At 33.6% G+C, this 26,036-nt stretch carries 15 protein-coding genes and 1 tRNA gene; 3 read left to right on the forward strand and 13 right to left on the reverse strand.

The genetic code is table 11. The features are described from left to right. Position 1 precedes the first annotated feature (1 nt). From BUC31_RS05940 to BUC31_RS05975, 8 genes are all read right to left on the reverse strand, one after another. A complete protein-coding gene (locus BUC31_RS05940; protein WP_073242146.1) occupies positions 2-1,576 on the reverse strand; it encodes a hypothetical protein in 1,575 nt (524 codons plus the stop codon). Beyond that, positions 1,569-2,606, reverse strand: a complete 1,038-nt coding sequence (locus BUC31_RS05945; protein WP_073242148.1) for a CgeB family protein — start codon at positions 2,604-2,606, stop codon at positions 1,569-1,571. Before BUC31_RS05945 ends, BUC31_RS05940 begins: the two co-directional genes overlap by 8 nt. 1 nt (position 2,607) lies before the next feature. Next, positions 2,608-3,981, reverse strand: a complete 1,374-nt coding sequence (locus BUC31_RS05950; RefSeq protein WP_073242150.1) for a lipopolysaccharide biosynthesis protein — start codon at positions 3,979-3,981, stop codon at positions 2,608-2,610. Positions 3,982-4,210: 229 nt separating this feature from the next. Then, a complete protein-coding gene (locus BUC31_RS05955) occupies positions 4,211-6,409 on the reverse strand; it encodes a GumC family protein (protein WP_073242152.1) in 2,199 nt (732 codons plus the stop codon). Between the two features lie 179 nt (positions 6,410-6,588). Beyond that, positions 6,589-13,719: a beta/gamma crystallin-related protein gene (locus BUC31_RS05960; RefSeq protein WP_073242154.1), complete on the reverse strand. Its 7,131-nt coding sequence runs from the start codon at positions 13,717-13,719 to the stop codon at positions 6,589-6,591. A gap of 151 nt (positions 13,720-13,870) precedes the next feature. After that, positions 13,871-15,154 (reverse strand): exopolysaccharide biosynthesis polyprenyl glycosylphosphotransferase, encoded by a 1,284-nt coding sequence (locus BUC31_RS05965; RefSeq protein WP_244534007.1) that lies wholly within the window; start codon positions 15,152-15,154, stop codon positions 13,871-13,873. 251 nt (positions 15,155-15,405) lie between these two features. After that, positions 15,406-16,518 (reverse strand): GDP-mannose 4,6-dehydratase, encoded by a 1,113-nt coding sequence (gmd, locus tag BUC31_RS05970; protein WP_073242158.1) that lies wholly within the window; start codon positions 16,516-16,518, stop codon positions 15,406-15,408. A gap of 494 nt (positions 16,519-17,012) precedes the next feature. Continuing rightward, the gene (locus BUC31_RS05975; protein WP_073242160.1) at positions 17,013-17,492 is read right to left on the reverse strand and encodes a UpxY family transcription antiterminator; all 480 of its coding nucleotides are present in this window, start codon (positions 17,490-17,492) and stop codon (positions 17,013-17,015) included. A 246-nt stretch (positions 17,493-17,738) separates the two neighbouring features. Between BUC31_RS05975 and BUC31_RS05980 the strand changes: the two genes are divergently transcribed. Then, positions 17,739-18,008, forward strand: coding sequence for a hypothetical protein (locus BUC31_RS05980; RefSeq protein WP_073242161.1), 270 nt, complete (start codon positions 17,739-17,741; stop codon positions 18,006-18,008). A gap of 170 nt (positions 18,009-18,178) precedes the next feature. On the opposite strand, the gene BUC31_RS05985 is transcribed toward BUC31_RS05980, so the two are convergent. From BUC31_RS05985 to dnaE, 5 genes are all read right to left on the reverse strand, one after another. Beyond that, positions 18,179-18,442, reverse strand: coding sequence for a GIY-YIG nuclease family protein (locus BUC31_RS05985; protein WP_073242163.1), 264 nt, complete (start codon positions 18,440-18,442; stop codon positions 18,179-18,181). A 49-nt stretch (positions 18,443-18,491) separates the two neighbouring features. Beyond that, positions 18,492-18,565: transfer RNA gene (locus BUC31_RS05990), tRNA-Asp, on the reverse strand. Between the two features lie 73 nt (positions 18,566-18,638). After that, positions 18,639-19,568, reverse strand: coding sequence for a DUF58 domain-containing protein (locus BUC31_RS05995; protein ID WP_073242164.1), 930 nt, complete (start codon positions 19,566-19,568; stop codon positions 18,639-18,641). A 117-nt stretch (positions 19,569-19,685) separates the two neighbouring features. Then, the gene (trxA, locus tag BUC31_RS06000) at positions 19,686-20,003 is read right to left on the reverse strand and encodes a thioredoxin (RefSeq protein ID WP_024481982.1); all 318 of its coding nucleotides are present in this window, start codon (positions 20,001-20,003) and stop codon (positions 19,686-19,688) included. 210 nt (positions 20,004-20,213) lie between these two features. After that, positions 20,214-24,650, reverse strand: a complete 4,437-nt coding sequence (dnaE, locus tag BUC31_RS06005; RefSeq protein WP_073243786.1) for a DNA polymerase III subunit alpha — start codon at positions 24,648-24,650, stop codon at positions 20,214-20,216. A 186-nt stretch (positions 24,651-24,836) separates the two neighbouring features. Here dnaE and BUC31_RS06010 point away from each other — a divergent pair, with 186 nt between their 5' ends. Together BUC31_RS06010 and BUC31_RS06015 are read left to right on the forward strand one after the other, a co-directional pair. Further along, positions 24,837-25,694 (forward strand): hypothetical protein, encoded by an 858-nt coding sequence (locus tag BUC31_RS06010; RefSeq protein ID WP_139251901.1) that lies wholly within the window; start codon positions 24,837-24,839, stop codon positions 25,692-25,694. A gap of 1 nt (position 25,695) precedes the next feature. Further along, entirely contained in the window at positions 25,696-25,917 is a 222-nt protein-coding gene (locus BUC31_RS06015; protein WP_139251902.1) for a hypothetical protein, read from the forward strand. Positions 25,918-26,036: the final 119 nt, after the last annotated feature.

A 26,036-nucleotide genomic window follows, 5' to 3' on the forward strand; every position in this document is an offset into this window, starting at 1 on the left:
TTTAGTTCTTTTTATAGCCTAATTCTCTTTTATTTGAACTATTGGCAGAAATTAAATTTATAGCCAATCTTACTATGTGAAAAATTACGAGATATGTAAATATGCCTTCCAAATAGCCTCTTATGATATAACTGAAATCTCTTGTTATACCATTTGCATTTCTAAACATACCTAAAAATATAAAAACATTCATAAGTGCAAAAGGAGCATATTGTAAACCTTTTTCGCCGAAAAAGACAAAGGAATTAAGTAGTTTGAAAATAATGAAGAATACAATAAATTGTATTGGGAAATACCAGAATCCGAAGGTAGCTAAACCATCTCCTATATGACTTGTTATTCGATAGCCGCCAAAACCAGAACCATATAAAAAATCTCCTCGCGAGAACTCCATTTTGCTTTTATCGATATGAATGTTTAAAAAACGTAATAACGGAGTTGGAAATAATGATAAAAGATTAGTTTTAAATAACTCTCGCATTAATGGATTCGAATAACCTTTTTTTTCGGCATAATATAAGGTCTCATCTGTAATTCTTAAATTGGCATATCTAGCCATCATGAAATTATCAAGGTAATCTTCTGTCCAGCCTTCATTATATTTAGTGGAATTTTTATCTTTTTTTTTGAATTTGACCGATTTTATTCGATTCATTAATGATTCGTTCTGCAATGTGTTTACAGTTTGTTCAAATAGCTCTAACTTATCTACCTTGGCTCTCACTTTTCTTGTATGCAGCATGGCTAAAGAAACATTAGATAGAAGGCCAATTATGAACCATAAGGTAACACCAAGGCAAATTGTTTTAAAGGGAGATAAATAGTTGTAAATTTTAATATCATTTAAGACTATGTACAAAAAAGTAAGAATAGCCATTATTGCGATAGGACTTATAATACTTTCTCTACTATTAGACGCAATGTTTATTATGAAAATAATACCAGTGTATAATAGAACACTTTTAAGATGAGTATATTTTATATGTAATAGCGAGGGGTAAAACAAACATAAAGGGGCATACATTAAATAGTCTAGACCTGCTAAAAATTTACCGGTTACATCGCCGTACTCCACACCGCCTGCGCTAAAGTTGTAGATTCTTATCATTAAGCCAATAATGCCAAGCCCCCAAATTATTGTAGGTGTGATTTCAAAAAAGCGTAGTTTGAAAAGGGTTTCCTGTATAAAGTTATTCTTAAGCTTTTTAGATGAATTTTGGCATGCCAAATAGAAAGCCAAAGATGAAATTAAAAATAATATTATTTCATATAAAAAAGTTTCGAAAGGGCGTTCAAATCCATAAGATATTGGCTTACATTCTGTTAATGTTCCTATTAATGGTAAATACCTGTACATAAACATTGATAAATACATTAAAAAGGCAAAAGGGAAAAAACGAATATATTTTTCTTGTAAAAAATAAGAAAACACGCTAAAACTTATTACCGCCATAATACAACCATAAACGTTTGCCAAGGACGGAAAAATTGATAATTCTATCAGAATGCCGATTATTAAAAACCATCTTAGACCAATTTTAAAATTAGTTAAAATATGAATTGATGTTTTACCCATTTGCTGCAATGATGTCTAGCATTTTTTTAATGCTTTTATTATTGGAATAGCCAGATGTTTGACATCTTTCTAAACCTGCCAATGCTATTTTTTTTCGTTCATCTTCATTGATTAAATAATATTTACAGTGCTCTAAGAGTTCTTTGTTAGATGAAAAATAGACTGCTTCCTTTCCTTCTTCAAAAAGGTTTAAATGTTCATTTGTGCGTTCCGCTAACATAAAACCACCACAAGCAGGAATTTCCATTGTTCTAGTAGTTTGTTGGTCATAGTTTTTTTTACGTAAAAAGCATAGTGATATTTTAAAGGCTTGTAAAGCTTTTGAATAATCTTCTGAAAATATGGCCGGTAATATTGTTAAATAGGGTGAAGTACCTTTATAATTATTCCATTTTCCGTCTCCAAATACTTTAACTGGGATATTATTTTTAACAAGAAACAGAATGCTTTCACAACGCTCTTTTTCCCATGATCCTACAAATCCTACTTCTCCACCTAACCTTTTGATATCGATGTCAGCTAATATTCTAGGGAAGTGAAAAGAGTCTTCGTACATATTATCTATAAACTTTATGTTTTTTGCTCCAAGATTTTTCATCTCATTCAAAATGTATGATTTATTAGTAAAAATATAATCGTAATGAGGAATACATTGAAGATAGTTTAGACTTTGATTATGACGCAAGGCCATATTATCTGGTGAGTAACTTATAATACTGGTTTTTGGAGATTTACATTTTATAAAGGTTAAGGTAGATTTGTTAATAGTTACCCCCTTATCTATCCAAACAATATCATATGTATTATGAGATACTAATTCTTTGATTTTCTTATTTGCATTGGTACCATCGGGAAGTTTTATCGGAATTCCTTTTTGAAATAAATGATAAGCTATTCTATGCCACAAATTGATGTTTGGCAATCCAGCTTCAATTTTATCTATAGTATCTGAATTATTTTGTAATGCCCAATGTCTATGTAATGATGTACTACTTAAACTTCTGAACCAACCAATAGATAAAATCTTCATTTTAGTTTTTGAATTCTTGAAATTTATAGTTTATCTGAGATAGAAGTTCTTGTAATTCTTGCAAACCTTTTAAAAACAAATCTTTTACTGACATTTGCATTAATCTACATGCATAAGGAATTACTAATAACACTAAAATAAAATCTAGGGAAATACTGCCTATTGCAGCACCAACTAAACCATATTGTTTTGATAAAAAATATGATAGCAAAACAGATATTATTGCAACAATTACGCCGTATAATGCCATTTTATATGGCTTGTTCACAACACCAAAAACCATTTCTGCGGTCCACCAAAGTGCATTGAAAACCATGCCAGCTGTAAAGATGTACCACATAGCTTTTGGTATTTCCAATTCATTTTGTGTCCATATATTATAGAACCATAATCCAAATATTGCTAAGAAAATAAAGCTTATAATTGAAAGAGATAAAATTCCAGTTACAGATACACGAAAAACTCTTTGTGCTGTTTTCCAATTACCTCTGCCAATTTCAAATTGTAGTTCTGGAAATACCGCAGTTTTTACCATGAATAATAGTTGGTTTAAAGACCTACTTAAGGTTCTAACGGTATTAAATGCAGCAACTGCTTCGGGTCCTAGAACAATTCTTACCACAAAGGTAGTTCCTTGAAAATAGACGACCTGCCAAACTGGCGACATAAGATAACCTAATCCTTTTCGGGTAATGGACTTTAAAATGATTTTATCTTTTTTTCCGCGAAATGTTTTAAATAGACCCAGAATCTGCCTCCCTTTTATCCAATAAAAAATATTAAAGAGAATGGTTACAGTAAGTTGTGAAAGTGCAAATTCAATCACACCATACCCAAGTAGTAAAACACATAAACCTGCCAATAGGTTTAAAGTTGATTTTATGGTTAAAAAATTAATATTCAAAGCAGCTTTTTGAGCAGACCTAAAATACGATTCTATTAATTGATCGTAAAAATTTAATAGTCTTACAAAAATTAGTATGCTAACAGCTATTTTAGCATCTTGACTATTTATCAGCGATTTGTCAAAAATTTGAAAATGGTCTAAAACTAATATCCCTACAAAACTTAAAAGCATTGCTGCGACAATCATATTTGTAATAACATACATGCCTGTTTTGCTAATGTCAGCAGCCTTTTGCTTGTCTCCGGCAGCAAAACTAAGTACAAAACTATTTGCCGCTGCAGTACCAAACCCCAAATCAGAGAATGCTATTACACTTGGTATTATTGTAAGTGTCAACCATTCACCATAATAGGCAGAACCCCATGAGGTAATGAAAAAAGGCACTAATAATAGTTGATCTAATATACGTACACCTTTTTGGAAAACAGATGCAATACCGTTTTTTAGAAGTCTTTTTCTTAATGACATTTGATGCTTTTTTTTACTATATATTGGTAGTTGTCAATTTTTTTTCTGCTTTACTAAACTAGTCATCATAATGCTTTAAAACTTGGTATGCTAGATTGTGTGGTATGTCAATGGTTGTTAAATAAAACCTCGGTACCCTTAATAATTTTATATAAACTTTATTCTACTAATATTAAAGTAGCTTTTAGATATTATATTTAATCTTTTTTTTTAATATATGTAAAGTAAATTAACTGTGGTCATGACCATATGACGGACCTTCTTTAGTATCATTCAATAAAACCATTGTGTTTTTTAATTTCTCATTTTTGTAAACAGTTTCAATTGTCTTTAAATGTTCTTTATTGGTTACATCTTTTCTAACCACATAAATTGTACTGTCTATAAATTTATTTAATGCAAAAGCATCTGAAACTAAACCTATCGGTGGGGTATCTATGATGATACGGTCATAATTTTCTTTCAAATTTTTTAATAAACCATCAATACGTTTACTCAACATTAGGCGTCCAATATTAGAATTCACAACTCCTGACCCTATCAGCGATAAATTTTCTATAGAAGGATGTTTTTGTATTATAATATTACTTGTTAATCCTTTTTTGATTATGAAGTCAGAAACACCAGGGGAGTTATCCATATTAAAATCAGCCATTAATTGCGGTTCTCTTAAATCAAAAGCTATCAGTATTACTTTTTCGCCTAAAGAAGCCAATGTGACTGCTAAATTAGATGCTATAAAGGTTTTTCCCTCACCTTTTACAGTTGATGTAACCAATAAGGTTTGATTTTTTTCAGTCTTCTTAAGATAATCTAAATTGAAATGTAAAAGCTGAAAAAGTTCAGTAGTTGGTGATGTTCCTCTACTTTCATTATGAAGCAGAATTCCCTTTTTCTTACTTCTAGAAATTTCACCTAAAAAAGGAACTGATAAGCTTGTTGTTAGGTCTTCAACAGAAGTTACTTTGTTGTCCCAAGCATCCTTCACAAAAACCATAGAAAATGGCACTAATAATCCAAATAGTACACCAGTGAGGTAAAGTATTTTTTTGTTCGGACTTATTGGGAATTTTCCCGCTTGAGGATAGCTGACAATTCTTGTAGAGGATACTGGTGTGGCTAGTGATAATACCTCTTCTTCTCTTTTCTGCAACAAGAAAAGATATAAACCCTCTTTAGTACTCTTATCTCTGCTTATTTCTAATAATTTTTTTTCCATTCCAGGAACTCTAGCAATTCGAGCATCATAACGATTCGCATTGCTTAATAAGTTCTGACGGGCTATAGAGTACCCATTTTTAACGCTTCTTATATTTTGTAGAATTGATTCTCGTAAGTTGTTCAGTTTATCATTTAGATTCACTAAAACAGGATTGGAGGTAACAGCAGATTGTGATAATTGATTGCGTTCTAAAAGAGTAGTGTTATAGTTGTTTATTAGACTTGTCAAACTAGAATTATTTATAGAAAATGATCCTCCTATGGTAGATTCAGTAGTTCTACTCAATAATGATGTTTCAATATTGTCCAAAACCTTAATTTGGGTCTGATATTCTGCAACTTGTTTTTTGTATTCATTAGACTGCTGAATATAACTATCAGCATTTCTTGCTACATCGGTAACAACATTTTCAGATTTAAAATCTGCGACTGATGTTTCTACATCTTCAATTTCTCCTGATAATAGCTTTAAACGCTCATCGATCATCTTAATCGTGTTCTCAGCCAATTCATTTTCGTATTTAATAGTTTTGTCAATATATGTTTCTACTAAACCTAAAAGAATGTCTTCACCTTTTTTCTGATGTCCGGCGATAAAATTTATGTTTAAAAGACTTCCTGTTTCATTATCTGGATGTACACTTAAGTTTTGCAAGAAGTTTGTAATAAGATCTTTCTTTTTTCCAACCACAAAATATAGCGGCTCTAAGTTGTCAATATCGGTAACTTCGTTTTTTAAAACAATAGTGAAAGTACCATAAGGTAAGGTTATCAATTCACCAAAATCATGCTTGGAATACAACTTTTTATCATTGTAGTCTGTATTTAATTCAAAGGTTTCCGAATCTAGAAAATTAACTGAAATTTGAAGACCATAAGCTAGACTGTCAGAAGTTTCATCGACTAAAATACGAACTGGTACATCCTCTCCATATATCTCAATATCTCTTATTTTCCCTTCTTTATAATAAGTTATATTAAATGTGTTTTTTGTTATAACCTCTTCCATAACTCCGGTCGAGGTTAGAATACCTATTTCGTCTTCAAGGCTGTTTGCAGTTTTTACTAATCCAAACTTTCCAAAATTGTTGTTTTCAACAAACCCCTGTCTAGATTCTGTATTTTTAATCAGAATTTTACCTTGAATTTCATATTCGGTTTGTGACCAGTACCTTATGTACATAAAGACTGTTACTACTGCCAACATTATGCAGATTGTAAAAAAAGACCAATACCTACTATATTTTGAGAATAAACTTCTAATATTCCATTGTTCCATATATTACTTTATTTTTTGTTAGCTATATAATATTTAGGTAACCTATTATATAGCTTTTACAAGTTCTTAATTTTCAATAATGAATTTTAGGATTGATTTTTTTAATATCAATTTTTAAACATTTTAATCGTAGTTGTTTTACCATAGTCGTCCACCGTCATAATGGTATAAATTCCACTAGATAAATCATCGATGTAAATTTCTACATCATTAGTATTTTCAAAATCAATCTCCAATTTTTTTACTAACAATCCATTTGCGGAATAGATAAAAACCTTCTGACAAACCGTATTTATATCGTCTGAATGAAGCGTAAATAAATCATTTACCGGATTTGGGTATAATGAGAGTTGAGAATCCTGAATTATTTTTGCTTTTAAAGCAGTGCTTTTGCTTGTAGTACCATTGTTAGGGCATAGCTTTACAAAATCTAACAGGTTTGAAGAATCAATGTCTCCGTCAGATGCTTGTACAGGCGTAATTGTAAATTGAATTTCATTAACTCCGTTAGGTACTTGAAATTGTCCGGAATGTACTATCCATGATTGAGAAGAAGATACCGTTGCAATAACTGTTTGATTTCCGATTGGTCCTGCTGAAATACTAATGATATCAGTACCTTCTCGACCTTGATGCGAGAGCTCCCAGTCAAGTAATTGACCTGGTGTTACCGAAACTATTTGATTATGATGATTGGCATCCATTTCTACGAATACATCTCCATCTGGGGCTATACGACCTAAAAAACCACTTTGACCTAGTTCTAAACTGCCTCCTTGAGAGATTCCACCTTGTTGCAGTATTATACCACCTGTAGTAAACCATCCAGGAAAGTCGTTATCTGTGTGTGTGTCAATAAATTTAACCCCATTATTAACAGTTCCTAAATCTTCTATTAAATCATATGCATTATTGTATGATGGATTGCTGGTTTCTTCAAAACTTCCATTTATCAATAGACTAAATTCTCCCGATGCACATTGACATGCACATGAATCTGCATTAGATCTATAAATTTTAATAGACTCGGTATCATCATAATTTGAATATGATAATAAATCGACGGTATTGGTTATTAGTATAAAAGGTGTACCTCCAAAGTCTAATTCTGGATATAGTTCAACGGTGTAACCTTCTTCAATTTGAACAGAACCGATATCATCTGGAAGAATACCTGACAGCGACATATTAGCATAATTGCCTATGCCAAAAGACCATGAAGAACCCATATAATCTTGATTTCGAAATAATGTAGCTATAGTTGGCTCTACAGTTGTCGAGCTTTCAAATATTCTTACAGATGATGCTAAATCATTAAAGCCTGTAGAAACCAAATTAGGTCCATTTTCTTCAAGTGTAAATTTATCACCTCCAAAATCTTTTTCAGAATAAAGTTCAATGATATAACCATTCTCTAGTTGCACCGATGAAGCATCATTCTCATTAATACCCAGTAATTCTAAGTCGGGATAATCTCCTGCTTCCATTTGCCAAGAACTACCCCCATAGTTGATGTCTTGAAATAATGTTGCAATAGTTGGACCAGCAATTGCCATATGCTCGTATATTTTTACTGAAGATGTAAGATCGTCAAAACCTGAAGTAACCAAATTTGTATTACTTTCATTTAGTATAAATACATCACCTCCAAAATCCCTTTCAGAATAAAGTTCAATGATATAACCTTCCGCAACCTGTACAGATGAAGCATCATTATCGTTTATTCCGTAAAAGGCTAGGTCTGGGTAATCTCCTGCGCCAAGTTGCCAAGATGATCCATTATAACCTGTATTTTGAAATAAAGTTGCTATGGTTGGTCCCGTAGGTGTTGAACTTTTATATATTTTAATAGATGAGGTTTGGTCATTGAACTCTTCGGATACTAAGTCTGGTGAGTTTTCCTCTAAGACGAATATGTTACCTTCAAAATCTTTTTCAGAATATAATTCAATAATATAGCCTTCTAGAATCTGAACCGAAGATGCATCATTATCGTTAATTCCTTGCAGGGTTATGTCGCGATATTCTCCAGCTTCCATTTCCCATGCTGTTCCGCTGTAATTGATATTCTGAAATAAGGTTGCAACTTTTGGTCCAGTTGCTATCATGGATTGATACACTTTTACTGATGATGTTTGATCGTCAAAACTTGCGGTAACCAAATTTGAATTGTTTGCCTCCAATATGAATAAATCCCCTTCAAAATTCTTTTCGGAATACAATTCAATAGTGTAGCCTATTTCAATTTGAACTGATGAGGCATCATTATCGATAATGCCTAGTTGTGTAATATCTGGAAATTCTCCTACAGCAATTTTCCATGCTGAACCACCGTAATTTGTATTTTGAAAAAGTGTGGACACCGTTGGTCCTGAACTTGTAACACTTGGGTATATTCTAATGGATGATGTCTGGTCGTTAAATCCGGAAGAAATAAGGTTAGTTGCGTTTTCCTCTAAAACGAATACATCGCCTCCAAAGTCTTTCTCAGAATATAGCTCAATGGTATAACCTTCTGTGATTTGTATAGATGAAGCATCGTTATCATTAATTCCTTGAATAGTAATATCACGATATTCACCAGCTCTCATTTCCCATGAAGTTCCGGTATAGTTGATATTCTGGAACAAGGTTGCTATTACAGGATTAGTTGTTACTATTGATTCATATATTTTAACAGACGATGTACGATCGTCAAAACCAGCGGCGACTAGATTAGTATTGTTTGCCTCCATAATGAATACATCACCTTCAAAATTCTTTTCGGAATATAATTCAATTGTATAGCCTACTTCGATTTGTACCGATGAGGCATCGTTATCGTTAATTCCTTGCAATGAAATGTCTTCATAATTACCAGCAGAAAGTTGCCATGCAGAACCACCATAATTTGTATTTTGAAAAAGTGTTGCAACTATTGGTCCAGAAGGCACTACACTTTTATATATCTTAACAGATGATGCTTGGTCGTTAAAGCCTGTTGAAACCAAATTGGGTCCATTTTCCTCAAGAATAAATACATCACCGCCAAAATCTTTTTCAGAATACAGTTCAATAATATAGCCTTCAGTTATCTGTACCGATGATGCATCATTATCACTTATTCCTTGTAAAGTTAAGTCGGTATATTCCCCTGCCTCCATAGCCCATGAAGTACCTGTATAATTGACATTTTGGAAAAGTGTGGCAACAACATCTAATTCTGGCTCAAATACAATGATTTTAATTGATTCTGTGTCGTTATCAATGCCAAGTGATGTAAGGTTTTCAGAATCTGATGATAATATCACAGGAGTACCTCCAAAGTTTAATTCCGGGTATAATTCTACTGAAAAACCTTCTTCGATTTGCACCGAACTTATCGCATTCATTGTTAAGTCTTGAAGTGAAATATCAGCATATTCTCCTTCTTCTAGTTCCCAAGAATTGCCGCTATAATCGCTATCTTGATAAAATGTTGCCACTGTTGGTCCCGAAGGCACTACACTTTGATATATCTTAGCAGATGATGCTTGGTCGTTAAAGCCTGTTGAAACCAAGTTGGGTCCATTTTGCTTAAGAACGAATACATTTCCACCAAAATCTTTTTCTGAAAACAGCTCAATTACATAACCTTCTAATATCTGTACCGATGAGGCATCATTATCATTTATTCCCTGTAAGGTTAGGTCAGGATATTCACCCTCTTCTATACCCCATGAGATGCCGTTGTAGTCGACATCTTGGTAAAGTGTGGCAACGACTTCTAATTCTTGCTCGACCACACTAATTTTGACTGATTCTATATCATCGTCTATGCCAAGGGTAACAAGATCGTCAGAATCTGATGTTATTATTACGGGTATACCTCGATAATTTAAATCTGGATATAATTCTATAGAAAAACCTTCTTCTACCTTTACTGAACTTACCTCGTTCAACGTTATGCCTTCTGTCGAAATGTCTGGGTATTCTCCTTCTTGAAGAGGCCAAGAGTCGCCAACATAATTATTGTTTTGATAAAAGGTCGCTACCATAGGTGCTGAGGGTATTTCTGATGGATAGATTTTTATTGAAGATAACTTATCATTAAAATCGTAATGACCTAAAAAATTTGAATTTCCATTTAGGACTACCACTTCTCCTTCATAATCAATCTCTGAATACAATTCAACAATATAACCTTCATCTAACTGTAGTGAAGAGGCTTCATTATTTGGTATATTCTCATAGGTAATCACTGGATAATTTCCTTCGCTAAGTTCCCAGCTAGTTCCATTGTAATCCGCATGTTGAAAAAGGGTTAGGACCGGAACGGCAAGTTCTCCATTAATAGCGTTAATATTTATTTCAATATTGAACTGGTACGTTCTATTTAAATGCGGTACAATAGAGTTTCCTTGAGGAATATATCCCATTACCAAATGGGGGTTAGAATTGGCATTGGCTTCATAAGATTGCCAAATATCATCGGTAGAACCTGATGTTATGGCAGGTATTAAACTATTATCGGTAGTTGAGCCAGACCCATCAGGATAAGCATCCATAAAACCTGGAGCTATACTTTCGCCAGGTTGTAAAATAACCGCATCATTAGAATGGTCACTGAAATTGAAAGTGTTATTGCCAATACCATACTCAGAAGGGGTTCGTGTTTGACCAATTGATACAACTTTAAAATCGTTTTCACCAAGAACTTTAACTATAAAAGGTGTTACTGGGTTGCCCAATCTACTGGCATAAAAGTTAAAATTTTCAAGGCATATACTTACGGAAATATCTTCGTTATTGGTGTATGACCCTGTTCTGCTTACATTTATATGAGGGCTATGGGCATCTAGAAAGTTGCCATCAGTTAAATTATCACTACCTAACAAGGCAGTATTTTCTTCGTTACAGTTTCCATTCAAGCTATTAATCCATGCTTCTACTAATTGTATAGCCTCGGTGTCTACCCTACCTTTTGCCAATGGTGGCATCATTGTAGAAAGGTCTAAAGAATTCAATCTAAAATGCACGTTTGACTGCGTAACCTCTCCGGGTACAATGGCTTTATTGCTTCCTGTCAAATCTTCTATAATATCGCCTTGTATTAATGCTTGTTCTGATAATGGTGTGCTGAAACGCAAATCAAAACTCGCCCTAGTATTTCCCGGTAGATGACAATATGCGCAATTAGAGTCAAAATATGATCTTGCTCTAACTTCTAAAGATTGATTGTTATCATCAATACTAACTAGGGTGGGAACGTTTTCTAAATCTACTTCGGGAATAAAGCCTAATGCTGTCAAAGTTTCCAGTTGGTTAGATGTTCTACCAGTAGATGGATACAATATTTTTTTATTTAATTGCCTAGTATTAAAACCCAATACCCATCCGGCACTAGGGTTGTGACATTGAATACAAGTATTTGAAGCAGGATATTCATAGCCAAATGTGTCGCCGTCAATCGTAATATTTTCATTATCACCAAGCAAAAGTAAATCAGCTTCCAAACCGTTACTTCTCCATTTGTAAGTGCTACCAAACCACTCACCATCTTCACTATGAATCCACAAACGTGTTTCTAATTTGGTGCCGTTTGTATTATTGAATTGTTTAATGAATGTTGTGCCAATAGGAAAAGTCCAATGCCCTTCTTCATTATATCCAATTTGTTCAATAGTACTATTAACATTACCATCTTGTGGAATTGAAACCCAACGTTGTTTTTCTGTACCAGAAGACCAAAGAGGATTGTTAACCTCATAAGGTATTACACCTTCCGTAGGAGTTAAATTTTGTAAATCAGAAAAGATTCCTGTTTCTGATAAAAGTGAGGGTAGAGGCTCATTTTGATTATCTTGATTATTTATAATTTTAAAAATTTTACCACCACCCGGAACGCCATTAGAAAGTTTAAGGACCATTAATTCGTTAGCATGATTATACCCTAAGGATGATATTCCATTAAATACAGATCCACCAATATTACTGATAACATCTACTTCGCCGAAAGTATTACCACCTGTGTGTGTTAGCGCATATACAGATCCGTTTGCATTATCACCAAATATATATTTTCCATATAGACTGGGGATTGCAGTACCCCTGTATACATACCCACCAATAACTGCGCTTCCTACAGATCCATCATATGCATAAAGGGGTTCTCTTTCTGTACCATATAGCGGATTGGGCATATTTGTTGAGTTTCGGTATCCATCTACAAAACCTTCTTTAATATTCCATTGAAAATTTAGACCAGGTTGATCTATTATATTTACTTCTTCCCATTTTGAAGCTCCTACATCACCTAACCAGAAATTGCCAGTAGGTGGGTCATAGGTCATTCTAAAGGGTTGTCTAAGACCAATGGCGTAAAATTCTTCTAAAAACTCACCGGTTCCAGTGACCCAAGGGTTATCATTTGGTATATAATAACCTTGAGTATAAGATTGATCTAAATTTATAGGTGTATTACTATTATCAGGTTGCCTTTCTATGGGATGACTTATTGTTCCTCCTTGCATGTCCACATCTATTCGCCATACACCACTTCTAAAACGATCATTCAGTAATTGAGTATGTGGAGTGGCCTCAACGCTATGAGTACCTTCATCACCAACCGAAACATATAAAAACCCATCTCCGTCAAAGGCAAGTCCGCTACCATCGTGACCTTTTGTAGTATCATACTGATTAATCATAATTAGTTCGCTACTAGGGTCAAAAGTAGTTCCTGTCCAAGTAAACCTACTTAATCTATCATAATAAGGTTCAGTCCAATCTGAATCTTCATTTTCCGTTTTATGTACATAATAAACATAGATATAATCTTTACCTAAACTTTTTCCGAAATCGGGGTGAAAGATTACATTTTGAAATCCACCATGTTTTTGACCAGTATTGCCACTATAAGTATAGTACCAACAACGGTCCTGAATATCCATAACCAAAGTACGTTCAGTAGATTGGGCATTATCATTGTCTGGTATGGTGTAAAAACGACCGTCCATCTCAACTATCAATAATTTGTTCGTTTCTGGAAACGGTAAAATTGCTTGTGGTGATTCCCATTCGATATTAGTATGTATTTCTACTAGGTCAATATCTTCACTCGGTTTTGAATTAGGAAGATTACCGTTCATAAAAGGAGTAATAGCTTGAATGCTATCTAGACCGGGTTGAAAATAAATTACCGCCTTAAAACTTAAAAACGCTAAAGGTAAAAGCAATAATAACCATGATTTTTTCTGTGGGATAAATGATGTTCTCATAATTTTAGTGAGGTTATAATTAATGAAATACTAAAATGAAATTGGGAGAACTGATTTTTTATTGTTATAACTGTTTTTGGGGTACTTTTTTGTTTTGCCTTATTTACAATAATGGATAATATTAAAAATTTTATATTACTGTGGTCAATATTTAATATGCTTTTTCTTCACCTTTAATAGCATTATAGACCGTGTAATAAATAATGGATAGATCTAGTTTTAATGACCATTTTTCCATGTAAAAAATATCGTATCGAACTCTATTTATAATGTCTGATTGCTCTATTATTTCGCCTCTATAGCCTTTTATTTGAGCCAATCCTGTAATGCCAGGTTTAAGAAAGTGCCTTACTAAATATTTGTCTACCGAATTTTGATATTTTTCAGTATGTAAATGCATGTGTGGTCGTGGGCCAACTACGCTCATATGGCCTAAAAAAACATTTATGAACTGCGGTAGTTCGTCTATGCTTGTTCTTCTTAATATGCGCCCTAACTTAGTTACTCTCATATCGTTTTTACAGGCCATAAGAGTATCACAATCATTTGATCTTGTCATTGATCTATACTTATAGCATAAAAAAGTTTTTTTATTTAAGCCATGTCTGCTTTGTGTAAAGAATACGGGACCAGGAGAATCAAATTTTTGTAAAATATAAATTAGAGGTGATAGCCAAGAAAGAATAAAAACAATGACAAGACTAGAGAAAAATATATCGAAGCCACGCTTAACTAAATTCGCATACTCTAATTCTAAAGGTGAAGCTCTTAGGTCTAAAACAGGAACATTGCCGTATAGCTCTACTGACATCGCTCTTGTGAAAAACTCTTTATTGTCAGGTATAATTTTGATATGTTTAAAGGTATTATCGGTAATTCTTATTAGTTCTTTTATTTCGTTTTTAGTTAGTTGAGATGCAATACAGAATACTTCAGTAATATCATTTTCAAAAATATATTTGTAACACCTTTCTATGGACCCTAAGTATGTAGGGCTTTTTGAAATTTTATTGTCAAAAAAACCGACATACTCAAAGTTGTGGTCTTTATTGTCAAAAATTGCTCTTACTTTTTTTAGATTTTTATCCCAACCTACAACTACGACTTTGTTTGGCTTAGAGATTGAAGAATAATAGATTTTTTTTATCCAATAAAAAAATATTTTAAAAACTGATAATTGTAGGCAAATAAATCCATAAACACTAAAAAGATATACTATACTATAGGTTTTTGGTCCTAAAAAAGTAAATGAAGAAAAAAATACCAACCCGTATAATACAAAAACTCGTAAAAAATTAAACGTTTTAGATGTACTAGCTTTTCGTTTTGCCCTTGAATAAAATTTAATACTATGAGTTACAAATAACCATCCCAAATTATAGTAAATAACCCCGGTAATACCATATCTATATGTCTCAGCTGTAAAATAATACAAAGTAGCATTTATGGCAACTAGATGAATTAACAAAGAAAGAGGTATTCCAAAATAGGATTTTTTCATGTTATTAAATTATATATCAATGAACTAGTTAAACATGGTTAGTGAATACTATTTAAAAAAGTTTCAAAAAGTCAAATTGTATTTTTTGGATAGTAAAATCTAAGATTTAATAGGGATGTTTTTTTGAAATTAAATGGGTTTTATTATTTGATTAAATTGTTGAATCTGAATTAGATATAAAATTTTTATTCAAAGTAGTTATAGGTTGTATAACCACCATTTTTCAGATATTGATCCTTTTGCATTAATTTCAAATCACTATTAACCATATCTTTTACCAAATCTTTCAGTTCATATTCAGGAGTCCAACCTAGTTTAGTATTGGCTTTAGTTGCATCGCCTATAAGTAGTTCTACCTCGGTAGGTCTAAAATATTTTGGATCTACGTTTAGTACTTCTTTGCCAGTTTCTATTTTTAATTCTTTATTTGAGCATGATTTGACATATGCCTTTTCTTCGATACCTTGACCTTTAAATTCTAATGTGATACCCAGTTCATCAAAGGCCATGCGAACAAACTCTCTGACAGGTGTGGTTACTCCAGTGGCGATAACCCAATCTTCAGGTTCTTCTGCTTGTAAAATCATCCACATCATTCTTACGTAGTCTTTTGCGTGTCCCCAATCTCTTTGAGCATCTAGATTTCCTAAATAGAGTTTATTTTGTAAACCTAAAGCAATTCGAGCAGCAGCCCTGGTAATTTTTCTAGTTACGAATGTTTCTCCTCGAATAGGGGATTCATGATTAAACAATATACCATTACAGGCATACATGTTATATGCTTCACGGTAATTCACTGTAATCCAAAATGCGTACATTTTTGCCACTGCATAAGGACTTCTTGGGTAAAATGGTGTTGTTTCAGATTGTGGCACTTCTTGTACTTTTCCGTACAGTTCTGATGTTGAAGCCTGATAAATCCTGGTTTTTTTTTCAAGTCCTAATAAGCGAACTGCATCTAAAATCCGAAGTGTTCCTAAACCATCGGCATTACCTGTATATTCAGGAACTTCAAAAGATACTTGTACATGACTCATCGCCGCTAGATTGTATATTTCGTCGGGTTGAATTTCTTGAATTAAACGTATCAAGTTGGTACTATCAGTCATGTCTCCATAATGTAGAATGAAATTTCGATGTTCAACATGTGGATCTTGATATAAATGGTCTATACGATCTGTATTAAATAAAGATGCTCTTCTTTTTATACCATGTACTTGATACCCTTTTTTAAGTAAAAATTCACTTAAATAGGCTCCATCTTGTCCAGTAATTCCAGTAATTAATGCTATTTTCATTGGTAAGGATTTAGAAATATTCTTAAAAAGAAAGTTTGTTGGTTTTGGAAATTTAACACAGCGCTCCGCATCGTAAGTCACAAAAATGTAGATTCACGGTAATTATAATGTCAAATTCGAAGTGTATATATTACTTCTGAAAAAAATATCTGGGGGAAGTTTAAATGTCAATGATTTCAAACAACTAAAAGGGAGAATTAAATAACAAAACAAACATATGTTGCTAAGGGATACATTCCAAAATAAAATGTTAACAAATCTAAAAATTACGGAATATGTATTTTTGGCAAATCTTTTAAAGTATATCGACAAATATTAGCGGTAAAATCTATCAATAAAATATAGCTAACTATTTGATATTTAAATTGGTAGAATTTTGAAATAGATTAAAGGTAGAATTAATCGATTATCTGCACAGTTAATTTTACAAAATGAATTTTCATTCGTTTTTTTTTGCTTTTAGGTTACCAATATAATAGATAAGCCAGTGAAAATTATACAATATCCCTCAATTTCATATTAAGAACAACACCCATACCTTCTAAAATTAATCGTACTCGGGTTTTTCCTATTTCAATAATCTCTGCTTTCTGGTCTTTTAAAGCTCCATATTTTATTGAAATTTTATCGCCAGATTCTAGTTTGGTTAGACTATAATTTTCAACCGTATCGTTAGTTAACCACTTTTTTAAAGTTTGCATCTCAATATCACGCACAATAGCGGGGTTTCCCAACCAATATAAATATCGTACAACACCAGGAACTTCAAAAACCCTTTGTCTTTCTGATTCTGAGATATTTACAAAAACATAAGATTTAAACAAAGGAACTTCAATAGTCTTTTTTCTGTCACTCCATTGTTTTAACTCCTTTATCATAGGACAATAAATATCAATCTTGTGGTCCAATAATCTTTGGGAAACCTTCTTTTCGTTTTTGGGTTTTACATAAATGACATACCAGTTTGTGGACATATGATAAATTATAAGATTCTATAATAAGGTAATAATTTTTTTGCTTTTCAAGTATTTAATAGTGTTTTATAAAATTAATATCAAAAGTGCTAATGCTATTTTATCAACCTAGAAGGTTTTGGATATAGTAGTTTGATTTGTATTCGTAATTATTTCAAATAGTTTTCTGTAAGAAAAGGACTGCATAGTTTATACTATTATCATATTAAGTTCGTTTTGTATAAAACCTCAAATTCTTATCGTGTTATGATTTTAAATCTATTTAAGTCTAGTTCTAAACAGAAGAAAACGAAATCTCTTTATAAAAATTCAGTTACTCATGAATTAAATTCTTTATTAAATGATTTAACCATTGTTACTACAAAGAATCCCAAAGATGATAAAGCAGATAATTCTATTAAAGAAAAAGCTTCATCGCTTGTTTCTTCTTTAGAAAGACAAATAGAGGAGAATCAGATTCTATACGCGAAAATAATGCAAGAGCGCATGATGAGAACTAGAAGGAAATTAATGTAACAGATATTGTGTATAGCACTAATTAAAAATTCAATAAAGTAAAATATTTGCATATAAAAAAAGTTCTCAATTTCTTGAGGGCTTTTTTAGTTTTGGTTCTCGGCTGATCAGATACAGGCAGGAACTCGAACCCGCACCCCTCTCGACTGAGCCGAGACATGTATTCTAAGCTATTTTATAAGGTTCGTTTTTTGCTTGAAAAGCCAGAGTAGATATTGCCTATGTTGCCTTTTCAACATTTTCTCTTTTATAAGAGCTTCTTTTTTGGAATTTAATTTTTCTGCATAGACTAGTTTCCACGGTCCTTTGTTTTTGGTGTATGTTGTTTTGCCTTGATTATGTTGATCCAATCGCATTATATAATCTGTGGAATATCCTTTGTAATAGACATCATGCGAAGTAGAATAAATAATGTAAACGTAGTGGTGGGTCATAAAACAGTTTGTAAACGAAAAAAGCTCTCAATTTCTTGAGAGCTTTTAGCGGTCTGGACGGGACTCGAACCCGCGACCCCCTGCGTGACAGGCAGGTATTCTAACCAACTGAACTACCAGACCGTGGCGTTTAGCGAGTGCAAATATATGTAGTTATTTGTATTGCGCAAACATTTTTTTTACTTTTTTTTTCTGTCTAGAGAAATTTATTTCTTTCTACGAGAAAAGTATTGAGAACAGTAGAGAAATCTCGCTGTATATCAATGTCAACATATTTGATTTTATACTGGGCGCATTTCATTTTTATGTCAGATAAATACTCAGTAATACGTTCATTATAAGCTTCTTTGATATTGTCAGCATACAAATCTAAATGTTTGCCGGTTTCAACATCGACAAATCTCTTCGGTGTATTTTCGAAATTAAAGAATAATTCGCGCTGTTTATCCATCGGGTGAAAAAGTACAACATCATGCTTATTATATTTCAAATGACGGAGTGCTTCGAACAATTCTTCATCATTTTTTTCAGTTTGAAACATATCGGTAAATAGAAATATAAGGCTTCTACGTTTTATATTTTCAGCAATTTGATGCAAATAGGTATAAGTATTTGTCTCTTTTGGCGGATTCTTTGCCATGCTAACTGCACTTAATTGCGCCAATAGCATTTGAAAATGACGCTCGCTGCCTTTTTCTGGTGCGTAATAATTATAAGTATCAGAGTAAATACTTAAACCGACCGCATCACGCTGCCTTTTAAGCACGTTCATTAATGCAGCAATGGCTAAGACGCTAAATCCTATTTTGTTTAAAGAATCGATACTTAAATTATCTACCTGAGGATAATACATAGATGCAGAATTATCTAGTATCATATGACACCTTAAATTGGTCTCTTCTTCGTATCGCTTTGTGTATAGTTTGTCAGTTTTTGCAAAGAGCTTCCAATCTATATGTTTAGTGCTTTCGCCATTGTTATAGATTTTATGTTCGGCAAACTCTGCAGAGAACCCATGAAACGGACTGCGGTGTATTCCGCTAATAAAACCTTCTACTACTTGGTTGGCAAGCAGCTCTAGGTTAGAGAATAGCGATGATTTGTTTAATTCTGATTGTAGATTCACACTTCTAAAGATAATAAAGACATATGAACTAACTGTATTGGTCTAATTAAAATTGTGCCAAATAAAAAGAGCTGACATATGCCAGCTCTTTTTATCTTTTATATAAGTGTGTTGTGCTTACAAAGCTGCATCAATAGCATCTGTATAAACTTTCTTAGGTGATACACCTACTTGTCTGCTTACAATTTCACCGCCTTTAAATACTAATACTGTAGGTATATTACGTACCCCGTACTTGGCTGCGAATTCTTGATTTGCATCAACATCAACTTTACCAACAACAGCTTTGCCGTCATATTCAGTACTAACTTCGTCAATGATAGGACCTACCATACGACAAGGACCGCACCATGCTGCCCAAAAATCTACTACTACTGGTTTATCGCTTTTTAAAACTACCTCGTCAAAAGTAGCATCTGTTATTTCTAATGCCATCTTAATATCTTTTATTGATTATGCAAATTTAGTCAATTATTCTTCTGTTTCCTTACAGGCTAACAATTCGTTTTGCCTATAAAGGTATCAAGCTAATTTATCAATTTATATAGTTCTTTTCTTACATTGTAGCAATAAATAAAAGGTAAGATTAATTACCGTCTAATGCGAAAATTACTTTTTCACTTGTTATAAATGATGCATATTGCTTTAATTCAGTTTAAAGTGAACGTCTTGTTTTTCTAAAAGTTGTAATAACTCGGTCGAAATATTTACTTTTTGTTTCCTGCTATTTAAAGTTACCTTAATCTTTTCTTGCATTTCATAAACGATAAAGTTGACATTATGCTCTCCTTTATGATTGGTGAAGGTCTCTTTTAATGTGCGCACATTCTCTTCTTTTAGATTGGCAATGTTTAGTTTTATGGTAAGCTTTCTGGCGTATGTTTCCATGACTTCTTGTAATAGCATGAAGCTATTGAACTGTACTCTGGGGTCTCCTTTTTTACCGGTATCCTTATTCATCCATCCGTCACGAACAAATAGTTTTACGTAAGCAAAGGAATTGATCATTAAGAAATGTCTGAATTTTAGATACTCTTCTCCAAAAATCCGGAATTCATAGGAGTCCGTATAATCTTCCATGGTAAATGCTGCCCAGCCTTTTCCATTTTTAGAAACTCTGTGCTGCACATCTGTAATTACGGCGGCAAACGTAAGTTCTCTATTTACGTAAGATGGTAAATCGTGCACACAAGCTATGTTGGCATTGCAAAATGCCTTAACTTCTGTTTTAAAATCATCTAACGGGTGACCAGATATGTAAATACCTACTACTTCTTTCTCTCGACGTAATTTTTCCATCGTACCCCATTCTTCACATGGTGGTACCTCAGGTTCTGGTATTTGCACTTCGCTGGCATCACCAAATAGACTTACTTGACTAGAGTTCTCGCTTTCTTGAAACTTAGCACCATACTTTATGGTCTTCTCTAAAAAGGTGACTCCGTCTCCCTCATTATGAAAATATTGAGCTCTATGTGTATCACCGAAAGAGTCAAAACCACCGGCAACGGCTAAACTTTCAAATGCTTTTTTATTGGCGGCACGAAGATCTATTCGTTTCGCAAAATCAAAAACTGATTTGTATTCTCCTTCTTCTTTTCTATTTTCTACTATGGTTTCAACAGCACCACGACCAACACCTTTTACGGCGCCCATTCCAAAACGGACAGCACCAGCATCGTTCACTGCAAATTTATAGTACGATTCATTTACATCTGGACCCAATACTTCTAAGCCCATTCGCTTACATTCTTCCATGAAGAAGGTTACCTGTTTAATATCATTCATATTATTACTCAATACCGCGGCCATATATTCGGCAGGGTAGTGGGCTTTGCAATATGCGGTTTGGTACGCGATCCAAGCGTAGCAGGTGGAGTGAGATTTGTTAAAGGCGTAGGCTGCAAATGCTTCCCAATCTTTCCAAATTTTTTCTAATTTATCAACGGCATGTCCTTTTTCTGAAGCTTGTTCAATGAACTTTGGCTTCATCTTATCTAGTACATGCTTTTGTTTTTTACCCATCGCCTTACGCAAGACATCGGCTTCACCTTTTGTAAAGTCAGCCAACTTTTGCGATAACAGCATCACTTGCTCTTGGTATACCGTAATACCATAGGTTTCTGCTAAGTATTCTTCGTTAGCATCAAGGTCATATACAATTTCTTCGGTACCATGTTTACGGGCAATGAAACTTGGTATGTATTCCATTGGACCAGGACGATACAAAGCGTTCATGGCAATTAAATCTGCAAAAACGGTAGGTTTTAACGCCCTCATGTGTTTCTGCATACCAGGAGATTCATATTGGAACACCCCAACAGTTTCTCCTCTTTGAAAGAGCTCGTATGTTTTTATATCATCTAGTGGAAAATTCTCTGGGTCTAAAACAACACCATGTTTGGCTTTTACAATTTTAACGGTATCCTTAATTAAAGTCAGTGTTTTTAATCCCAAGAAATCCATCTTCAACAATCCTGCATCTTCCACAACGGAGTTGTCGAACTGAGTACAGTACATCTCAGAATCTTTAGCAAGTGCTACGGGTACGAACTTGGTAATATCATCTGGAGTAATAATTACCCCGCAGGCATGAATACCGGTGTTACGTACAGATCCCTCTAGAATATATGCTTGGTTTAAGGTTTCTGCTTCAAGACCATCGCCTTCAGAAATCGCTAAAAGTTCATTTATTTTTTCTAAATCTTCTGACCTGAATTTCGTTCTTAAGATTTTTTCATCTACCCCAATAATCTTTTTTAGCTTAGACATATCGGGTATCAACTTCGCCATTCGATCTGAATCTTGTAAAGGCAAATCTAAGGCGCGAGCCGTATCTCTAATGGCAGATTTGGCAGCCATGGTACCATAGGTGATAATCTGTGCTACTTGATTTGAACCATATTTATCGATTACATAATCCATAACACGACCACGCCCTTCATCATCAAAGTCAATATCAATATCGGGCATACTTACACGATCCGGATTTAAGAAACGCTCAAAAAGCAAATCGTACTTAATAGGATCTAAATTCGTAATCCATAAACAGTAGGCAACGGCAGATCCGGCAGCAGATCCACGACCGGGACCTACAGATACATCCATAGCCCTTGCGGCCCTTATGAAATCTTCTACAATTAAGAAGTAACCTGGGTAACCGGTTTTCTCAATTACTTTAAGCTCAAAGTCTAGTCGCTCATCAATTGCGGGAGTAATTTCGCCATATCTTTTCTTCGCGCCTTCATAGGTAATATGACGTAGAAATTTATTCTCGCCACGTTTGCCATTATCTAGTTTGTCTTCTTCAAATTGAAATTCCTCAGGAATATCAAAGGCGGGTAATAATACATCACGTGCTAATGTGAAAGTTTCTACCTTATCTACAATTTCTTGAATATTGATGATAGCTTCAGGAATATCCTTAAAAAGCTCTTTCATCTCATCAGATGATTTAAAGTAGTATTCTTGGTTGGGTAGACCGTAGCGATAGCCGCGACCACGACCTATTGGTGTAGCTTGTTTTTCACCATCCTTAACACATAGTAGAATATCATGCGCATGTGCATTTTCTTTCTCTGCGTAATAGGTATTGTTAGTGGCAACTAGTTTTACATTGTGTTTTTTTGCAAACTGAATTAACACTTGGTTTACACGATCTTCATCTTCTTGACCATGTCGCATGATTTCAATGTAAAGATCATCGCCAAAAGTCTCTTTCCACCAAATTAGAGCTTCTTCTGCCTGTTTTTCACCAACATTTAAAACCTTGCTGGGTACTTCTCCATACAAGTTTCCCGTCAATACCATGACATCTTCTTTGTATTGCTCTACAACTTTCTTGTCTATACGTGGTACATAATATTTACCCGAAACAAAGGCGATCGAAGACATTTTTGCCAAGTTCAAATAGCCCTTCTTGCTTTTGGCTAGCATCACTATTTGATACCCATTGTCTTTTTGTGATTTATTCGTGTGATCCTCGCAGACTTGAAATTCACAACCTATAATTGGTGTAATTTCCTGTTCTGGTTCCGGTAATTCAGTTAAAGGTTCTTGACCTTCTTCTAAAGTGCCGTTTTGTGTTGCTTCATATCGTTTTTGGTTTGCTTCATTTCTAGATACTACACCTTTATTATGGTTTAGTACTCCGTTTACGAAGTGAAAAGCACCCATCATATTCGCATGATCCGTCATCGCAACCGCAGGCATTTTAGCTTTTGCGGCAGCTGCAACTAAAGCAGGTACACTTATAGTTGATTGAAGGATAGAAAACTGTGTGTGATTATGTAAATGTGCAAAACTTGCATTTTCTAATGTTGCTAAGTTCTCTTGAATTTCTTCTTGAGAAACTCCGCCAGTATCTTTTGCCCAAAGTGCATCGGCTATTTTCTTCGATGCCTTTTTTAAGTTAATGTGTTTAAGACCAATAAGTTCAATCTCTTTCGGATTCGCCTCAGAGAAATTCTTGAAATAATCTGGCTGAACATCTAATTGTTCTTTTGTATACTCTTGCTTACGTATTAGCTCTAGAAAACAACGCGTGGTTGCTTCAACATCGGCAGTTGCGTTATGCGCTTCGCCAAATGGCTCGCCAAATAAATATTGATGCAGTTCTGTTAATGTTGGTAGTTTAAATTTACCACCTCTACCACCAGGAATTTGACAAAGTTTTGCAGTGTGCTCTGTACAGGTATCTAAAATGGGTAATTCTTGTAGTGGATTTTCAACACCCAAACGGTGAAATTCGGCACCCATAATATTTAAATCGAACCCCACATTCTGCCCAACAACAAATTTTGTTTTAGACATTGCAATATTGAATTTCTCTAACACCTCAGATAGAGATATACCTTTTTGTTCTGCTAACTCCGTAGAAATACCGTGAATTTGTTCTGCATCATAGGGAATGTTGAATCCGTCTGGGCGCACCAAATAGTCTTCATGCTCAATGCATTTTCCCATTTCGTCATGCAACTGCCAAGCTATTTGTATACAACGAGGCCAGTTGTCAGTGTCGGTAATAGGGGCATTCCATTTTTTAGGAAGACCAGTGGTTTCGGTGTCAAAGATGAGGTACATAACGAATTTTCTGTGTGTTAAAAAGTGGTCAGTTACTTGACCTAAAAAGTGCATATAAAATTACAAAAAAGCAGTTGTTCGAAAAAGTAGAATTACTAAGAGTTATTAACTAGACTTTGAAATCGAAATTTTAATTTTTTGGCTTAATAGTTGATGAATGAAGTTAAGCCTAAAAATCAGCCTTTTATGAACCAACGTATTATTTTATTTATTCTTTTGATTTTTTGTTTAGCTGAAGTAAAATCTCAGAATAATGATACTCAGGCTGGTCTATATAATATTTTGTCAGGCTCATTGATAGGTGGGGTTGGTGCAATGATAAATAAGAAGCCTAATGAAAAAACGGGTAAAGTTTTTTTGAAAGGATTAGGGCAGGGAGCACTTGGTGGTTATATGACTTTTGAGAGTAAAAGGTTAATTAGAGATTTTTCTGATACTGGAAACTACGCCTATGTTTGGCCATCTCGTTTGTTGAATTCATTAGGCAACTCGATAATATTAAACGCCTCATCAAATAGAAAATTTTGGGAGCGGTATTATTTAAATATTGGTTTTAGTCATTTTGAATATGATATAAAAAGAGAGAATTCCTTTCAGGTTAAATTATTGCCATTCTCTTTATTGAGCACTTTTTATGGATTTAGTCAAGGGGAAATAGATTTTCGGCGAAGTTTTTATACTGGAAATTTGTTTTTTGAATCTTATAAAAACACAGAAAATTATAATGGAAAAGCCATTCTTAACGTAGTTATTTTAAATAAAGGATTGCTGGATAATCGTAGTAATACTATAGGTCACGAGTTAATACACACTTTTCAATATGAAGGGTTTATAGGTTTTAATTCATATTTAGATAAAAAGATGAATAATATAAAGAGGGAAGGTGATTTTTGGACCAAATTCAATTTTATTCTTTATCCAGATTGGAACGCTCTGATTTTTTCAAGTGCTTATAATATTTCTGCGCCATTTGCTAATTCGTATGAAAATAGATTTTATGAAAAGGAAGCATACTATTATACAGGTTCTTTATTAAATGAATGAAATGAGAAATAAACTATTGTTATTTTTAAGTTGTATAATATTTTTAGGGTGTTATGAAGAAGATATTGAATTGCCATTACCAAATGATGAAGGTTTGATAATTGGAGAATGGGAATCTTTTTATCCAGTATTAGTTTTAGATGATGGGAGTGAGGTTGATTGGTACGATGAAGCGCCTTGTTTTGGATTGATATTATATTTTTTTGATGATAGTAGATTATGAGTTTGTTTTATTTAAAAGTGAGAATAAATTAGAAGTTCAAATTAAGCCAAGGCAAATTCAATTTAATGAAAATACTGATGGTAATTATACAATGAGAATAATTTATAATGGTCCTCCAG

This window comes from Maribacter aquivivus (assembly GCF_900142175.1).
GTDB classification, from domain to species: Bacteria; Bacteroidota; Bacteroidia; order Flavobacteriales; family Flavobacteriaceae; genus Maribacter; species Maribacter aquivivus.